The 15,061-nt window shown below is 33.5% G+C and carries 21 protein-coding genes; 13 read left to right on the top strand and 8 right to left on the bottom strand.

Annotation, left to right across the window (positions count from 1 at the left end; all coding sequences use genetic code 11):
• Window positions 1-35: 35 nt before the first annotated feature.
• From AC6CHJ_RS08490 to AC6CHJ_RS08480, 3 genes are all read right to left on the bottom strand, one after another.
• Window positions 36-506: a DinB family protein gene (locus tag AC6CHJ_RS08490; protein ID WP_251646641.1), complete on the bottom strand. Its 471-nt coding sequence runs from the start codon at window positions 504-506 to the stop codon at window positions 36-38.
• Window positions 507-817: 311 nt separating this feature from the next.
• Window positions 818-1,666, bottom strand: coding sequence for an MBL fold metallo-hydrolase (locus AC6CHJ_RS08485; protein WP_498288081.1), 849 nt, complete (start codon window positions 1,664-1,666; stop codon window positions 818-820).
• Between the two features lie 254 nt (window positions 1,667-1,920).
• Window positions 1,921-2,616: a VC0807 family protein gene (locus AC6CHJ_RS08480; protein WP_498288079.1), complete on the bottom strand. Its 696-nt coding sequence runs from the start codon at window positions 2,614-2,616 to the stop codon at window positions 1,921-1,923.
• A gap of 241 nt (window positions 2,617-2,857) precedes the next feature.
• Between AC6CHJ_RS08480 and AC6CHJ_RS08475 the strand changes: the two genes are divergently transcribed.
• Window positions 2,858-3,136 (top strand): hypothetical protein, encoded by a 279-nt coding sequence (locus AC6CHJ_RS08475; RefSeq protein WP_066787858.1) that lies wholly within the window; start codon window positions 2,858-2,860, stop codon window positions 3,134-3,136.
• Window positions 3,137-3,359: 223 nt separating this feature from the next.
• Window positions 3,360-3,560: a cold-shock protein gene (locus AC6CHJ_RS08470; protein ID WP_147198058.1), complete on the top strand. Its 201-nt coding sequence runs from the start codon at window positions 3,360-3,362 to the stop codon at window positions 3,558-3,560.
• A 206-nt stretch (window positions 3,561-3,766) separates the two neighbouring features.
• Here the strand turns inward: AC6CHJ_RS08470 and AC6CHJ_RS08465 are convergent, their stop codons facing one another.
• Both AC6CHJ_RS08465 and AC6CHJ_RS08460 read right to left on the bottom strand, forming a co-directional pair.
• A complete protein-coding gene (locus AC6CHJ_RS08465) occupies window positions 3,767-4,165 on the bottom strand; it encodes a YkvA family protein (protein WP_498288078.1) in 399 nt (132 codons plus the stop codon).
• Between the two features lie 404 nt (window positions 4,166-4,569).
• Window positions 4,570-4,962, bottom strand: a complete 393-nt coding sequence (locus tag AC6CHJ_RS08460) for a DUF1259 domain-containing protein (protein WP_498288077.1) — start codon at window positions 4,960-4,962, stop codon at window positions 4,570-4,572.
• A gap of 171 nt (window positions 4,963-5,133) precedes the next feature.
• On the opposite strand from AC6CHJ_RS08460, the gene AC6CHJ_RS08455 reads away from it, so the two are divergent.
• From AC6CHJ_RS08455 to AC6CHJ_RS08440, 4 genes are read left to right on the top strand one after another with little or no spacing between them, the layout of a single operon-like run.
• Window positions 5,134-5,745, top strand: coding sequence for a histidine phosphatase family protein (locus AC6CHJ_RS08455; protein WP_498288076.1), 612 nt, complete (start codon window positions 5,134-5,136; stop codon window positions 5,743-5,745).
• Between the two features lie 56 nt (window positions 5,746-5,801).
• A complete protein-coding gene (locus tag AC6CHJ_RS08450; protein ID WP_150284571.1) occupies window positions 5,802-6,419 on the top strand; it encodes an NUDIX hydrolase in 618 nt (205 codons plus the stop codon).
• A gap of 30 nt (window positions 6,420-6,449) precedes the next feature.
• Window positions 6,450-6,797, top strand: coding sequence for a DUF6176 family protein (locus AC6CHJ_RS08445; RefSeq protein ID WP_251646633.1), 348 nt, complete (start codon window positions 6,450-6,452; stop codon window positions 6,795-6,797).
• A gap of 55 nt (window positions 6,798-6,852) precedes the next feature.
• Complete coding sequence (locus tag AC6CHJ_RS08440; protein ID WP_498288075.1) at window positions 6,853-7,476, top strand: kinase; 624 nt, start codon at window positions 6,853-6,855, stop codon at window positions 7,474-7,476.
• Window positions 7,477-7,585: 109 nt separating this feature from the next.
• On the opposite strand, the gene AC6CHJ_RS08435 is transcribed toward AC6CHJ_RS08440, so the two are convergent.
• Complete coding sequence (locus tag AC6CHJ_RS08435) at window positions 7,586-7,828, bottom strand: hypothetical protein (protein WP_498288074.1); 243 nt, start codon at window positions 7,826-7,828, stop codon at window positions 7,586-7,588.
• 32 nt (window positions 7,829-7,860) lie between these two features.
• Window positions 7,861-8,805 carry a bile acid:sodium symporter family protein gene (locus AC6CHJ_RS08430; RefSeq protein ID WP_498288072.1) on the bottom strand — a complete coding sequence of 315 codons (945 nt, stop codon included), beginning with the start codon at window positions 8,803-8,805 and terminating at the stop codon, window positions 7,861-7,863.
• 178 nt (window positions 8,806-8,983) lie between these two features.
• On the opposite strand from AC6CHJ_RS08430, the gene AC6CHJ_RS08425 reads away from it, so the two are divergent.
• The 4 genes from AC6CHJ_RS08425 (at window position 8,984) to AC6CHJ_RS08410 (ending at window position 11,541) form a co-directional block, all read left to right on the top strand.
• A complete protein-coding gene (locus AC6CHJ_RS08425; RefSeq protein ID WP_498288070.1) occupies window positions 8,984-9,346 on the top strand; it encodes a YnfA family protein in 363 nt (120 codons plus the stop codon).
• A gap of 153 nt (window positions 9,347-9,499) precedes the next feature.
• Window positions 9,500-10,390, top strand: a complete 891-nt coding sequence (locus tag AC6CHJ_RS08420) for a LysR family transcriptional regulator (protein ID WP_498288068.1) — start codon at window positions 9,500-9,502, stop codon at window positions 10,388-10,390.
• Window positions 10,391-10,474: 84 nt separating this feature from the next.
• Window positions 10,475-10,840: a CidA/LrgA family protein gene (locus AC6CHJ_RS08415; protein ID WP_498288066.1), complete on the top strand. Its 366-nt coding sequence runs from the start codon at window positions 10,475-10,477 to the stop codon at window positions 10,838-10,840.
• Window positions 10,840-11,541 carry an LrgB family protein gene (locus AC6CHJ_RS08410; protein WP_150284564.1) on the top strand — a complete coding sequence of 234 codons (702 nt, stop codon included), beginning with the start codon at window positions 10,840-10,842 and terminating at the stop codon, window positions 11,539-11,541. The genes AC6CHJ_RS08415 and AC6CHJ_RS08410 overlap by 1 nt, the downstream gene beginning before the upstream one ends.
• 53 nt (window positions 11,542-11,594) lie before the next feature.
• On the opposite strand, the gene AC6CHJ_RS08405 is transcribed toward AC6CHJ_RS08410, so the two are convergent.
• Entirely contained in the window at window positions 11,595-12,341 is a 747-nt protein-coding gene (locus tag AC6CHJ_RS08405; protein WP_066787829.1) for a glucosaminidase domain-containing protein, read from the bottom strand.
• A gap of 181 nt (window positions 12,342-12,522) precedes the next feature.
• On the opposite strand from AC6CHJ_RS08405, the gene hutG reads away from it, so the two are divergent.
• The 3 genes from hutG to AC6CHJ_RS08390 all read left to right on the top strand — a co-directional run bounded on the left by hutG (window position 12,523) and on the right by AC6CHJ_RS08390 (window position 15,032).
• Window positions 12,523-13,470: a formimidoylglutamase gene (hutG, locus tag AC6CHJ_RS08400; RefSeq protein WP_498288064.1), complete on the top strand. Its 948-nt coding sequence runs from the start codon at window positions 12,523-12,525 to the stop codon at window positions 13,468-13,470.
• 63 nt (window positions 13,471-13,533) lie between these two features.
• A complete protein-coding gene (locus AC6CHJ_RS08395; RefSeq protein ID WP_498288062.1) occupies window positions 13,534-14,499 on the top strand; it encodes an SDR family oxidoreductase in 966 nt (321 codons plus the stop codon).
• Between the two features lie 56 nt (window positions 14,500-14,555).
• Complete coding sequence (locus AC6CHJ_RS08390) at window positions 14,556-15,032, top strand: DUF4871 domain-containing protein (RefSeq protein WP_498288061.1); 477 nt, start codon at window positions 14,556-14,558, stop codon at window positions 15,030-15,032.
• Window positions 15,033-15,061 lie beyond the last annotated feature (29 nt).

The raw sequence follows: 15,061 nt of genomic DNA, 5'->3' as shown, positions 1-15,061 counted from the left end.
ATATTATATAAGAGTGAAAACACCTGTTAGAAAAATTAATCCCAAATATTTGCTCGTGGAATATTTGCAGTTCTTAAATAATCTAGCAATTGCCCAGTATGGACTGACTCATGATATGCAACTCTTAGTAACATATCGCCAAGACTTCTTATGTAACCTGCATCAGAACGATCAATTTTGATATTTGTTAAATCTTCTTCCGAAAATGATTTAATAGTCTCTAAGAATTCATTTCTAAAAGGTTCTGCAAAGTTTATCTCCATTTTTACAGTGGAAAAAGGTTGTTTCTCGAAAGGGGAATCAAATGCTGCAAGACTTCCTTGATTTTTGATAGCCAAATGGTAATAATGTTCACTCTCTAAAACATGCCTTATCATTTCGATAATGGTCATAGCCTCATTATCAGGTTTCCAATGTAAAAAATCTTGGGGAATAGATGTCCAAATCTTAATACTTCTTCTTCGTATTTCCTTGAAATTTAAAAGAATTAAATCGATTGAATTCATAAATTATCCTCCATTTATTGGTGTATCTATAATATACACAAATGAACGTTCGAACAAAAGAGTGAATTTTTTTAAAAGTAATGCAACACTATCATAAATAACTCCAAGTCTTAAAGATACTTACCAAAGCTTCAAAGTAAAGGATATGAATTTGTAACGATTTAGGAGATTTTAAAAGCACAGAAAATATTAAAAAATTAAACAAGCGAAATATTATGAAAGAAAATCAAGTATATTTTTTAACGAAATAAAAGCCATCTCATTTTAATATCAATGAGATGACTATTGGTTGTTTAATGTTTTTAATATAGTTATTTAGATTTAATAATATGATCATTAACAAATGCTTTTATAAAAAAGAATTCATTGTCATTAGGATCTCTTTTATATTCTGCCTTAAAGCACTCTAAAGAATTTTCTAATGAGGAAGACTTTACAACTCGGCTTGCTGTTGTTAACTCTTCCCAATATATATTCATTTCTTCGGCATCACAGATGGATTCATGTCCAAGTAGGAACCAGTCAGCATCGTATTTTTGAATGTCTTGAATCATTGGTGTTAACAATGATTGCTTAAAATGAAATAGAGAATTTGTGGTTGTACCATAGGCGCAGTCTCCTAAAAAAATGACTTTTTCATCGGGAATGTAAATAATTGTTGAGTCGTCTGTATGGGTACTTTGGATTCTTTCAAGTATGCAAACTTTATTTCCTAAATCAATAGTTAATGTATTTTCAAAGATTACATCTGGAGAATTCAATTTAAAAGTATTTCTGCTTGGAATTTCGGTTTGTATAATCTTCATACATTGCGTACTCATTTGATTATTATTCACATACTTTTGGAGTGAATTATCATCATAAGCATAACTTTGCCATTCTTTTATTAATTCGTTTGTCTGGTTATTTACTATAATAGTTGCATCGAATTCATTCATTCCCAAAATATGGTCCCAATGTGCATGAGTAATAACCAAATATTTAATGGGAGGTGCATTTAGTTTCTCTATTTCTTGTAAAAATTCTTTTGCGTGCTGAGTAGCGTTTCCAGAATCTATTATTAGACTCCATTGATCACCATATATCAATCCTAAAGTTGGTCGATCTCGATTATCTTCATTAGGTAAATAATATATTCCATCAGTTAATTTATTTAGCATGATATTTCTCCTCTACATAAGATATTAATTATATGAAAGAGAAAATCTTCGTGTGAATTCTAAAATGAATAAGGTAAGATTCTCTCAGTTATATTTTTACCATTGGACTTGTACCTCCTTTTTCACTTAAGAAAAATAATCGTTGACTGAGTATTAAATGGACGAATGGTATTTGTTGCTTGGTAGTGAGAGTATCGAGAATGCAAAGATAACAGGCTAATATTAAAGTTGAGATGAGATTTATCTCACTAAGATTACTCAGCAACCACTTTTGATTCTTCTCTAGTTATATTATTATTCTTTTGTAACTGATTTTCTTGCTTAACAATATAATTTTGAACTGGGATGTTTATATAAAAGAACAGCCCGATAATTAATCCTGAAAAAATCCAATTTGCAATCTGTTTAAATACCAACATTTCTCCATAGCCATCAAGCCCATAATTTTTAAGTAGAAATACAGTTAAACCTGACATAAACAGACCTCTGATAATATAAATTACTTGAATGTATTGAAACCATTTAAAAATTCCTTTTTGAAAAAACAATGTTTTACTTGCCTTTCGTTCATGCCCTTGTAAATATACAAAATCAATTGCGAAGTATAATGAGACAGGGCGTTTCATTACTAGTAAAACAAAATAAAAAGAGGAATAAAAAAGACTTAGGTAAACACCATTCCAAATCATTTGCTCTGCTGAACCAGATAGAAGATCGACTGTCGTACCAATTGCTAGTGTCCCTAAAATAAATATACCTGTAAAGTTAAACTGTTTATCAATAACAAAACTATAAATGGTATATACAAATCCCGGAATAGTTGTAATTAGCATTGCTATGTAGTCACCAAAAGGTTCCCTACCGAATTTCCAAATAAAATATGGTAAAGCTGCATAAAAAATAAGGTCCATTAAAATAGACTTTTTGTTTGACTGCTGTTTTTTAACCATATTCCCTCCAAATCTTCAAATTAATTTTCTAATACACATTAAAAACATATTAACATAAATATCCAAAAGTGTTTATCACATAATAAAAAATTTTCAGTTTTTTGTTAAAAAAATTTTTATTTTAGATCATTTGATGTACCGGAACGAAAGTATTACAGGATAAAGAAGGGCATTATCGGCATTAACAAACAAAGTATGTTATAATATAAATTGTAATTACTACTATTTAGGGGAGATAAACATGCTAACTAAAATTAAAAAAGTTAAGTTTCAACCCGAATTTAAAAATCCAGTTTATGAGGTAATTCTTGATTGCCCAGAAGAAAATAAACTCTACATTAAATTTGACTATAAATATAAAAATAAGACTTTTATGCCTTCTCGTGTAAATTATAATAAAGAAGATAAGGGTGTAAAGCTTGCTTGGTATACTCAAAAAGTTGAGAAAATGACTGTCCAAGAGTTTTTAGGTCAAATTGCTCGAAAGGTAAATAAAAAGTACAATTTCCAATTTAAATAAAACAATAAAGTGTTACTATAACTACTGAATTAATGCTTAAATTTATTTTGATAAAAATAATGTTAGACAAATGAAGATTTAAAGTATATAATTAAGCTAATAGGAAAAAAGTTGAATTCGCATATTACAAAAAGTAATCGTGTCTGTTCGGTACTTTTTGTAATATGTGAATTTTTTCTTTTAAAAGCTTATATATTAATAATTTATAATGGAGGTCATTTAAATGACACAAGGTACAGTAAAATGGTTTAACTCAGAAAAAGGTTTCGGTTTCATCGAAGTTGAAGGCGGAGCAGACGTATTCGCTCACTTCTCAGCAATCCAAGGTGAAGGATTCAAATCTTTAGAAGAAGGCCAAAAAGTTGAATTTGAAGTTGAAGAAGGCCAACGCGGACCACAAGCAGCAAACATTGTAAAACTTTAATCTTTAATTTAGATTAAATTACAAAAATTAGAGAAATCCTTTCGAGGGTTTCTCTTTTTTTGTTTTCTTCCCTTATAACTACTGCTGTCATTGCTATTAGCTAGAAGTTGATCTAACAATAGGGTGCTAGCATCAATCATTCACTTTTCCTCTACCTAGAATTAATTATTCTGCATAATATATCATCTTAGTCGACAATTCATGAGTTATAGAAAAATATTAAAACCAATTTTACAAATCCAAAGGGTAAATAAAAACCAAATTAGAATGAAAAGAATACCAACTAGCCAGTTTTTTTGTTTTCCGTACCTTTTTAATTCATCGGCAGCTTTTGAATTCTCCTGTATAATTATAGAAGGTATTAATTTTAAAGCTAATAAAATTCCAAGAGGAACAATAACTAGGTCATCAAGATAACCTAAAATCGGAATAAAATCAGGGATTAAGTCAATGGGGCTGAAGGCATAAGCCACTACACAGATTGCTACAGCTTTAGCGTAACATGGGGTTCTAGGGTCTTTATAAGATAAATAAAGTACAAATAAATTCTGCTTTAACTTTTTAGCATAACTCTTTAAATGTGATATTACCTTTTTATTTTTCAAATGAGTGCTCCTTAATTTATTGCCTATTATGGATTGACTTTGATTGAAGTGAGTACATAATATTTTACTAATTTAAAATCATTTCCTAGTTCAATTTTAATATCTCATTTATAATTATCTAAAGTAGAGTAATATTTTAATTAAAAAGAGCGATTTTGAGTTTAATTATAACCGCACACAATTAGAATGGATAGACCCTTGGAGAATTAGAACCTTTCACATGAAATAATAATGAGTTATTAGAAGCTAAATATATCGTAAAACTTCTAAAGAACTTAATAAATAGTTTCAAGGCTTACAAAGTTAGGTAAGTGAAGAGTTGAGGGAGAAAACATATAAATTAAACTTTACCAGTGTGCTCTTGTGCTCACAAGCTGCCTTGTTTCATAAAAAGCGAAGGTAGATTAATGTTTTAAAACGCGAAATGCTTCTGCCACTTTATTAGCAAACGATAAGGGATTTTCTACAGATTGGAAATGAACATATAAAATAGTCGGATTTGTAAAAATCCAATGATTATGAATAGCGCTTATGGTTAAATTGTTTCGAACCAATAAATTAACAAAGGCAGGGAGTTCTTCCTCTAAAACTACAACTTCTCCAAGGTTCAGTGCATTGTCATTTTGGTCTAATGCCTCAAACGTTATCCCTGCGTGGAGTACACTCTTACTGGGACGGCCTTGAATCGTCACAAGAAGATTTCGGGCAATTTCTACTGAACAAACTCCATGATTCATGTTTGCTTGCCCATCAACAATTTGAGCATATTGTTGGCATAAATATTGAAAGTTCGCCATACTAAACACCTCATTTCTCCTAAATATTATGAAGCATCATTAAAGGCTAGAACACCTAGGCCAACGATTAATCTGACGAATTGAAATATCTATTATTTTAAAAATTTTCAAAGTAAAAGCAATTCCGATTTTACTGTTTTTACTTTATCATGAGAGAAGGGGGAGATTATATTGAGTCAAACACTATACCTACTTCGACATGGAGAAACAGAATATAACACACAAGGTCGTTATCAAGGAGAATTGGATTCTCCGTTAACCGACGATGGTAAATTTCAAGTAAAGCAAAATGCAAAAATGCTAAAAAGTATTATGGGAGATCCAAACGAGTGGAGGATTATTTCTAGTCCACTTGGGAGGGCAATTCAAAGTACAGAAATTATCTGTGAAACAATCGGTTTTGATGTTAGTAAAGTAGAGAATGATCATCGCTTAAGCGAAGTTGCTGTAGGGTCATGGGCTGGTTTAACAACAAAGGAAATTGAAAAGACTTGGCCACATCTTATTAATAATAACGATTTATATAGTTGGTTTTTTAATTCACCAGATGGAGAGAGTTATGATTCAGTTGTAAATCGTTTAACGGATTGGCTTGAATCTATCAAAAACGAACCTAAAGTAATTGCGGTGTCACACGGATTAACCGGGAGAATATTGCGTGGAATATATGCGGGGATGTTAAAAGAGGATGCTTTAAAACTAGAAGTATCTCAGTCAGTATTCTTTAAATTATCGAATAAAGAAATACATAAAATAAGTCTAGAATTCGATGACTTTTATTAGATTTCTAAGCTCATTTTAATATTCTATAAACAATCTAATTGGTGGTGGCATAATATTTGGAACTTAAATGGCTAGATTGGGCGAAGCAGCTTCAATCCATTGCACAGGCAGGGCTAACCTATTCTAAAGATGCTTATGACATGGAAAGATTTGAATTGATCAGAAATATTAGCGTTGAAATTTTAGCAAAGCATACAAATCTTGAAAACGAATTGATAAGAGAGCTTTTTGCCAATGAAACGGGTTATCAAACGCCCAAAGTTGATATAAGAGCAGTAGTGTTTAGGGAAAACAAAATATTAATGGTGAGAGAAAACACCGATGGACATTGGGCATTACCTGGCGGCTGGGGTGATATCGGGTTAACGCCAAGTGAAGTTGCGATAAAAGAAGTAAAAGAAGAATCGGGGTTCGATGTTAAAGCAACAAAATTAATAGCTGTACTAGACAAGAAGTGTCATCCACATCCTCCTTCGCTATATCATGTTTACAAAATGTTTATTCAATGCGAAATTATTGGAGGAGAGCCCCAAGATGGTATGGAAACAAGTGCAGTTGAGTTTTTTGAAGAAGATGAATTGCCATCTTTATCAACAGCAAGGAATACAGAAACCCAGATTCAATTAGCATTCAAGCATTTGCACAATCCTCTAGAACCTGTTTCTTTTGATTAAAAATTATTTAGAATATTGAGGTGAGAGAATATGAATATTGAGCTGACTAGATTTAAGGTAAAGGAAGGAAAAACAGAAGTAGTAGATGAATGGTTAAAATTTTTGAATGAAAATATGAAAGATGTACTAGTTACACTAGAAGGCGAAAGAATGTATGTTGAAACGATTTTCAGAGAAACACTTAATGGAGATGAATACTTGTATTGGTATTCAGTTCAAGGTGAGGGTGGCCAAGATGTCGATGAGTCAGAGCATTGGATTGACAAAAAGCATTTACAGTACTGGGATGAATGTATAGATACAAATTTCAAACCTGTTGACCTTACTACAGAGGTTGTTATGATACCTGAGAAAATTAGAAGTGTTATGACCGTTTGAAATGTTGATGTGAACTTTCATATGAAAATAGATAATTAACATGGAGGGACCATCCATGTCTATTAAAGAACTGGCAGAAAAGGTATCATCTCAATTTCTAACACGTTTGAACAAAGATCGTCCTTTCATAATTGGGATAGACGGACTGAGTGGGGCAGGGAAAACTACATTAGTGAAAGAACTTGCACAAGAATTGGATAATCAAAAGTATAACCTTACTACTTTTCATCTAGATGACCATATTGTTGAAAAAAATAAGCGTTACCAAACAGGGCAAGAAGAATGGTATGAATATTATTATTTACAATGGGATATAGAATGTTTGAGGATCAATTTATTTGAACAACTACATGAGGATAGTGAAATATTATCTTTATCGTTCTATGACAAATATACTGATCATTCTTCAATTAAACAGATTAGATTATTAACTAACAGTATTGTCTTAATTGAAGGAATATTTTTGCAAAGAGCAGAGTGGAGAAGCTACTTTGACTTTATTTTATACTTGGACTGCCCTCGTGAATTAAGATACAAAAGAGTATTAAATCGTGATTCATATATTGGAGATTACCAGGCACGACTCAATAAATATAAAAAAAGATATTGGTTAGGTGAAAACCATTATCTCGATAAAATAGATCCCATTATAAAAGCAGATATAGTTATAAAGGGGTAAATAAAAATGGTAGTACGATTCCTTAAAGGTTAAAAGAGGGTGGCAGTATGCCACCCTCTTTTAAGTTATCTAATTCTATGATAATTTAATCGTTGGTCTAACTATGTTCTTAATAAAAATCATTAATCCTTTCAATAAAAGGCTTACCATCAACAATCCCATTGTTAAATAGTTCTTGTGCTGTTGCAAACATTTGTGTGTAAGAGTCTTTAGAACGTGTAAGTAGGAAGCTTTTTTCTTCTCCGTATAATCTACTTACCCACCACTCCTCTTCATCTTTATAATATAATAAAATCTCCTGATGTTCATCTTCAATCGCTTTTCTAACTTCTTCCCATGATTTCAAATCCATTTTCCTTCCCCTTTTCTAAATTAACTATTTTCCTAAGTTTCTTGTGATATAGCATTGTTCATAACCAATTTACTAAAAACGGATGCTAAGACTTGTTGAAATAACATGCCAAATACAACGGGCATGGCTACCTTGCTTGGAAAGTATGTGGTGGCAACAATAACGCCAACTGCAATGTTTCTCATTCCTCCCGTAAATACTAAAGTAGTCATTTGAGGATGATTTTTTAAAATATAACGTCCGATCAGTAAAGCAAACATATATCCAGAAACAGCAATAAATAGGACTAGAAGCAGGACAGAAACGAGATGAGAATCAAAGTTTTTCAGGTAAGGAGCGATTGCACCACTATTAATCATGACAACAGAAAATAAACACAGCTTAGATAAAGGAGCAAGTTTCTGGCCAAATTTCTTAGGTATTTCCCCCTTAGAAAGTTCATTCGCTAAGATTCCCAAGATTGTAGGCAATACAATCATTAAAAGTAAATTAATGATCAGTGATACAACATCTAATTGAATCTTTTCACCTGAAACAATGCGAAGAATAGATGGAATGATAAAGGGAGAAAGTAACGTATCAATTAATATGATGGATAACCCTAAAGGTAAATTACCCCTACATATATTGATCCAAATAACGCTTGTTACACCAGTTGGAACTGCAACAGAGAGTACAAAGCCGACAGTCAATAAATGATCATCGAATATGACAGTTGATAATAGATAAGCCCATAAAGGCATCAAAATGTGTAGAAATACAATAGAGAATAAGATAATGACGGGATGCTTAACAAAAATTTTTACATCTTTAAATTTCATATTTAAGCTTCCTGCGAATGTCATAAAAGCAAACAGCCATGAGACAAGGAATAATAGATGATGTCCAATATGCTCTAGCAGAACACCTAGGACTAAACTTAATGGTGTCAAAATAGCAATGTATTTTTGAAGAAATACATTTAGTTTTTCTAACATGCAAAGACCTTCTTTTTTTATAATATATTATTATTTTAACTTAATTAACTCACCAAGGGAAAAATCTGTAGAAAGGGGGACAGACTATTCAAGTATTCAAGTTTCTCTTTTTTGATTAGCAGATGCAGAACAGTAAGATAAGCTTTACTATTATCAATTACTAGATTTACCGTATGGTATGATGAACTCTGGGACAATTGAAGAAGAGGATGTGAGTACCATTTCAATTTTACTATTTATTTTAGCGGGGCTTGCTGAAATTGGAGGAGGATATTTAATATGGCAATGGTTAAGAGAGGGTAGGCCTTTGTCGTTTGGCATAATCGGTGGAGTTATTTTATTCTTATATGGAGTTCTTGCTACTTTCCAATCCTTTTCAAGCTTCGGAAGAGTATACGCTGCTTATGGTGGAATTTTTATTTTTCTTTCCGTTTTATGGGGATGGGGAGTTGATCATAAGACACCAGACTTGTATGACTGGATAGGTGCGGGGATTTGTTTAGTTGGAGTAGCAGTGATGCTCTTTGCACCGAGACATTAAAAAGCAGATATTAAATTTTGCCTCTAAAATACGTTTAACCTACCTAGAGTGAGTGAGCATCTTAGATCGACTGGAATGGGCCATTGCACCGATTTTAGCATATACTATAAGTAGTGAGTTTATAGCCATAACTGGAGTTTGAGGAGTGAATTTATGGAGCTTAGAGAGTTAAAGTATTTTATTGCGGTTGTGAAAAATAAAAGTTTTACTAAAGCGGCTGAAGATTTGCATGTGACACAACCGACACTTAGCAAAGTAGTGAAGTCGCTCGAAAGTGAATTTGATGCGGCTTTATTTTATCGCTATCCAAGGCATATCGAATTGACGGATGTTGGTGAAATTGTCTATGCTCAAGCATTAAAAATGCTAAGCATAGTTGAGGAATTGGATACTGCATTGGAAGATGTATTACAAATGAAGAAAGGTACGATTAAAATTGGTATGCCACCGCTAATTGGCATTCTTTATTTGCCGAAGCTTTTAAAAGGATTTCAGGAACGATATCCTCATATTAGCATTGAACTTGTGGAACGTGGGGCAAATATTATTAAAGAATTGGTAGCAGATGGTGTTTTAGATATTGGCTTTGTAATGCTACCGGCGGATGAAAATGACTTTCAGGTGATTCCCTTTGCATCACAGGATCTTATGCTAATTATCAATAAGTCGCATCATTTGGCAGGAAGTAAGGAGATTAGCCTTAGAGAATTGGCTAATGAAAGAATGCTTTTATTTAGCCAAGATTTCACGCTCCACGATCGTATAAAGCAAGAATGTGAGCAGGCGGGTTTTACTCCTCAAATTGCTTATGAAAGTTCACAGTGGGATATCATAAGCCAGATGGTAGAATACAATTTAGGCGTTGCAATGTTCCCAAAATCATTTGCTGAGAAAATTAATCAAGAAAAAGTGAAAGCCATCCCAATTGTTAAGCCTCAAATACCTTGGGAGCTTGTATTGATTGCAAAGAAAGATCGTTATATGTCGCATGCAACAAGAGGATTAATTGGCTTTATTACATCCAACCATTCCAATTTGGAATAGCAAACATAAAAAAACGATATTTTACGAATGGCCATTTGTGAGGTAAAGTGTTCTTATAAGTTGAGCTTAGAAAAGGTGAGCAAAGTGAAAAAAATAAGTAAAATAATTATTCAAATAGTGTTCCTTTATGGGATTCTTTTGATAGGAGAGGGCATTTCAGCTGTACTACATTTGCCAATTCCGGGAAGCATCATAGGCCTCATACTATTATTTTTAGCACTTAAATTTAATATTATTAAATTAGAGTGGGTTGACCTTGGAGCTGGATTATTGACTGGGGAACTTGCACTATTCTTTATTCCTTCTGCCGTAGGTGTCATCCAATATGATCAAATTTTTGGGGTTGTCGGCATTAAATTGGTGACTGTAATTATTTTAAGCACCATTCTTGTTATGATCTGTACGGGAGCAGTGGCAGATTATTTACATAAAAAGGATGTGAAAGAATAATGAATATTTTTATTGCGTTCATCAGCCTTATTGCCACGATTGCTATCTTTCTAGTAAGTAAGAAAGCATATCAGAAAACGCATCGGCTCTTGCTGTCTCCACTAATTGTCAGCCCCTTGTTCCTTGTTATTCTTTTACTTTTAACAAGAACTTCATATGAACAATATAATCTAGGGGGTTCAGTGCTAACAAAATTATTAGGTCCTGCAACAGTTGCATTTGCTGTGCCAATATATAAAAATCTAGAATTGATAAAGAAACATGCGAAGATTATCGTAGCAAGTCTATTTACAGGTTCATTGGTTGCTATTCTTTCATCCTTCTTTTTTGCAGTATGGATTGGATTGTCAGCAGATATGATAACTAGCTTAGTTCCTCGTTCCATTACAACACCGATTGCCATGGATATTTCTAAAATGATCGGTGGCGAACCATCTATGACGGCCGTATTTGTTATTGTCACAGGTTTGACAGGCAGCATTACAGGTGCGATCATCATTCGATTATTCCGTATCAAAACAACTGCTGCAAAAGGGTTGATGCTCGGAATGGGAGCGCATGGTTTAGGAACTTCAAAAGCCTTCGAAATGGGGGAATTAGAAGGGACTTTTTCAAGTGTAGCAATGGTAATAGCTGCATTGATAAGTATCCTTTTGTCTGAAACCTTTTTTCCACTACTCCGCTTGTGTTTTGCTATGTAAAAAAACTCACTTTTTACTTCTGTGAAAAGTGAGTTTTTTTGTAATATCTAATTTTATTGGTAAATCTTTAACTTTTGACCATTGTCCAAATCATTGGTGTCCAATTGATTCCATTGTTTAATAGAGGTAACTGCAACACCATATTTATTGGAAAGAGAACGTAATGTTTCTCCATTTTTAACGATAACCTGTGTTTTGTTTTTTGGTGAATGATCATACTGCGTAAGATGGAATTCCTTAATCAATGCATTTAATTTTTGGTGATATCGTGTATCTGTTGCATAGGTACCAGTTAGATACTTTGTTGCATCTTTATAGGATTTCGTTTTACTTTTAAATGTTTTTTGATAGTATTTAGTGTTCCAAGAAGTCCCGTTGTGCAGTAGCTCAGCGTAGTCTTCTAAAGACGCTTTATAGCTTGGGTATTTTCGGAATTTTGCTTTAATCTGATGCATTTCGCCTTTGCCATTATCTTCTGATGTTGTCATCTTTACTGCTTGTCTTTGATATGTTCCTTTTATGCCAAAGAGATTATGATTTGGTGGAGAGCTTAAACCACTTTTACCACCGTTGCTTTCGAGTACCGCTTGGGCAATCATAACAGACGCATATAAATCATGTTCTTTTGCAATATCACGAGCATCATCAGAGATTAATCCGATAAAACTTTCAATACTTTGTTCTTTTGGAGTAGGCTTTGGCGTCTCTTCAATTGAATTATTGTACTGAGAAATGATAATGAAGATTGAAGTCGCAAATAGAATGGTCGCAAATAAAGTGAATAAGAAAGTTTTTTTCATTATTTAACGGTTCTCTAACAACCTTCCTCCTTTTTATAGGATGCTATCTATTAGTTTAACAAAAGTATAGAAAGTTTTCTATTAGATTGTTTATCGAGATAGTTTCTGATTGAATTATATTGTCATAATCTTTTGTATACGGTAGATTAATGGTAACTAAGAAAGAAAAGAGGGTGTATGAATGTTTAAAAAAACAGATGATGCAATTTGGGATGGACGTCTGGATGATTCGGAAAACAGAGAAAGCTTCCGTTATCATCAAGTGGTGAAGTGCCAGGTTTTAGATGGAACTGAAGAAAATGTAGAGGATATGGTAACGCTTATTGGATTTGCGTGTGATGAAGGGGTAAGAAGGAATCAGGGAAGAGTAGGGGCGAAGAAAGCGCCAGATACAATTCGTGGACAATTAGCCAGCATGCCGTTCAGAGGTCCTTTTAATGCAACTGTAATAGATGCTGGCACGATTGTTTGTGAAAAAAATGAATTGGAAGCAGCGCAAGAAGACCTTGGGAAAACAGTTGCCAAAGCATTAAATAGGGATGTGCCTTGTATTGTACTAGGAGGAGGTCATGAAACCCTTTACGGTCAATATCTTGGGGTAAGAGAACACGTAGGTAGGGAAGCCAAAATTGGATTACTTAACATCGATGCTCATTTTGATATGAGGCCTTATGACGAACAACCATCCTCTGGCACAATGTTTAAACAGATATTGGATCAAGATCCACATGCGAAATATTTTGTCTGTGGTATTCAACGTTATGGTAATACGACAGAGCTTTTCCGACGTGCCGATGAGCTAGGTGTTACTTATTTGTTTGAAGATGAGATGACAGACGAAGCGACGAAAGCTTCAATCAAAGCTTTCGTCAATGACTGTGATGTAGTCTTGCTAACCTTATGTATGGACGCTATCAGTGCTGCACATGCACCAGGTGTGAGCGCGCCTGCTCCTTTTGGGTTGGAGCCTCTAACCGTACGCACACTGATCCGTGAGATATGCAAAGAAAAGAAAGTGACTAGTTTTAGCTTATGTGAAGTAAATCCAGTAGTTGATGAAAATAATCGTACGTCAAAATTGGCTGCCCATATAATAAATGAAGCAACGATGTCTTTTTGGGGGAGATAGGGCATCTTAGGTGTAGGAAAGGTTCGTTAAATTGGGGTTTTTACTTTGTTAGGAGGTAATACTATGGCAACATGTCTTGTATTTGGTGGTACACAATTTGTAGGGAAAGCTATGGCAAAACGTTTGATTAGTGACGGACATGAAGTCTATGTCTTAAATCGCGGAACGAGAGAAGCTCCTCAGGGTAGTAAAGCTTTAATAGCAGACCGTAATAATATAAACGAATTATCAGCAGTTCTATATAATAAAACGTTTGATTACGTATATGATATCTCTGCTTATACACCTGAGCAAACAAGGAACGCCATCCAACTCCTAAAGGGAAAAACAAAGCACTTTATTCATATAAGTAGTGCATCGGTTTATTTAGCTACAAATGATTATCCACTTGATGAAACGAGTAAGACAGGTATTAACCCAATTTGGGGTGATTACGGGGCAAATAAATATCTTTGTGAGCAAGAGTTAATGAAAGAATACAACCAAAGTAAATTTCCTTACACAATCGTACGGCCTTTTTATATCTATGGACCTGGAAATAACCTGGATCGTGAAACATATATCTTTAAACGTCTATTAAATAATTCTCCTATTATCATTCCGGGCAAAGGTGAAAACGTAATACAATTTGGTCATATAGACGACTTGGTGGAGACTTTAATTCGAATATCTGGAAACAGTGAAAGTTTCGGGCAAATATACAATGTTGGAGATGGAAGCTCTATTTCGCTAGAGGGTTGGGTAAAAATGTGTGCCCAAATCATTGGGGTGGAGCCTACCATTGTTTTAGTGGATGCAAAAGAAACAGGTTACTTGTCAAGGGAGTGGTTTCCATTCAGAGATGTCTCTCTTTACGGATCTACTGAGAAGCTGTTGAATGATTTCAGTGCAATCCAAAAATATTCATTGTTTGAAGGATTAAAACAAACATTCACTCACTTAAAAGAGGAATTAATAGATTCTTACACTATGTCAAATGTTGAAAAAGATATCCTTGAAAGAAGAGGATACAGTATTAATGTTAGATAAGAGGAATTGCATAAATAATGAAATATTGATATCAGTATAATAATGTACTTATAAAAGTGAGGAGGATTTTTACCATAAAAAAAGTAAGTACTTTCGTTGCTTTATTTTTGCTGATAATCGCTTTATTTGGCTGCAGTAACAAGAATGAAACTAGTCAACAATGGAAAGAGAGTAATATTTTCGAGTCAGGCAATTATAAAATGATTGGTATAAAGGGTCGAGTAGGTTTTATATATGATAAAAAGAACATGCCTATCGTGGAAGGGCAGCAAAACAAATATATGTGGCATTTATGGGGAGAAAAAAATCAACTAGAAAAGAAGTTTAAAGTGCTAGGAACGCATGAAGGAAGTAAAAAAGACGTAATCATTGTTCCTGAGACAATAAATAACTTACAAATAAGTCCTAATAATAGTGCTGACGTTAGTATTCCAACCAGCATGGAATTCAAGAAAAGTGGAATGTGGAAACTTGATGTTCTCTTGGACGGTAAACTCTTCGATACTATTTATGTAAAGGTGAATAATAAATAAACCATCAAACTTAGAAGCTATTCACCTTA

The organism is Rummeliibacillus sp. GQ308, from assembly GCF_059759115.1.
This window is presented reverse-complemented; position numbering and strand designations above follow the sequence as displayed.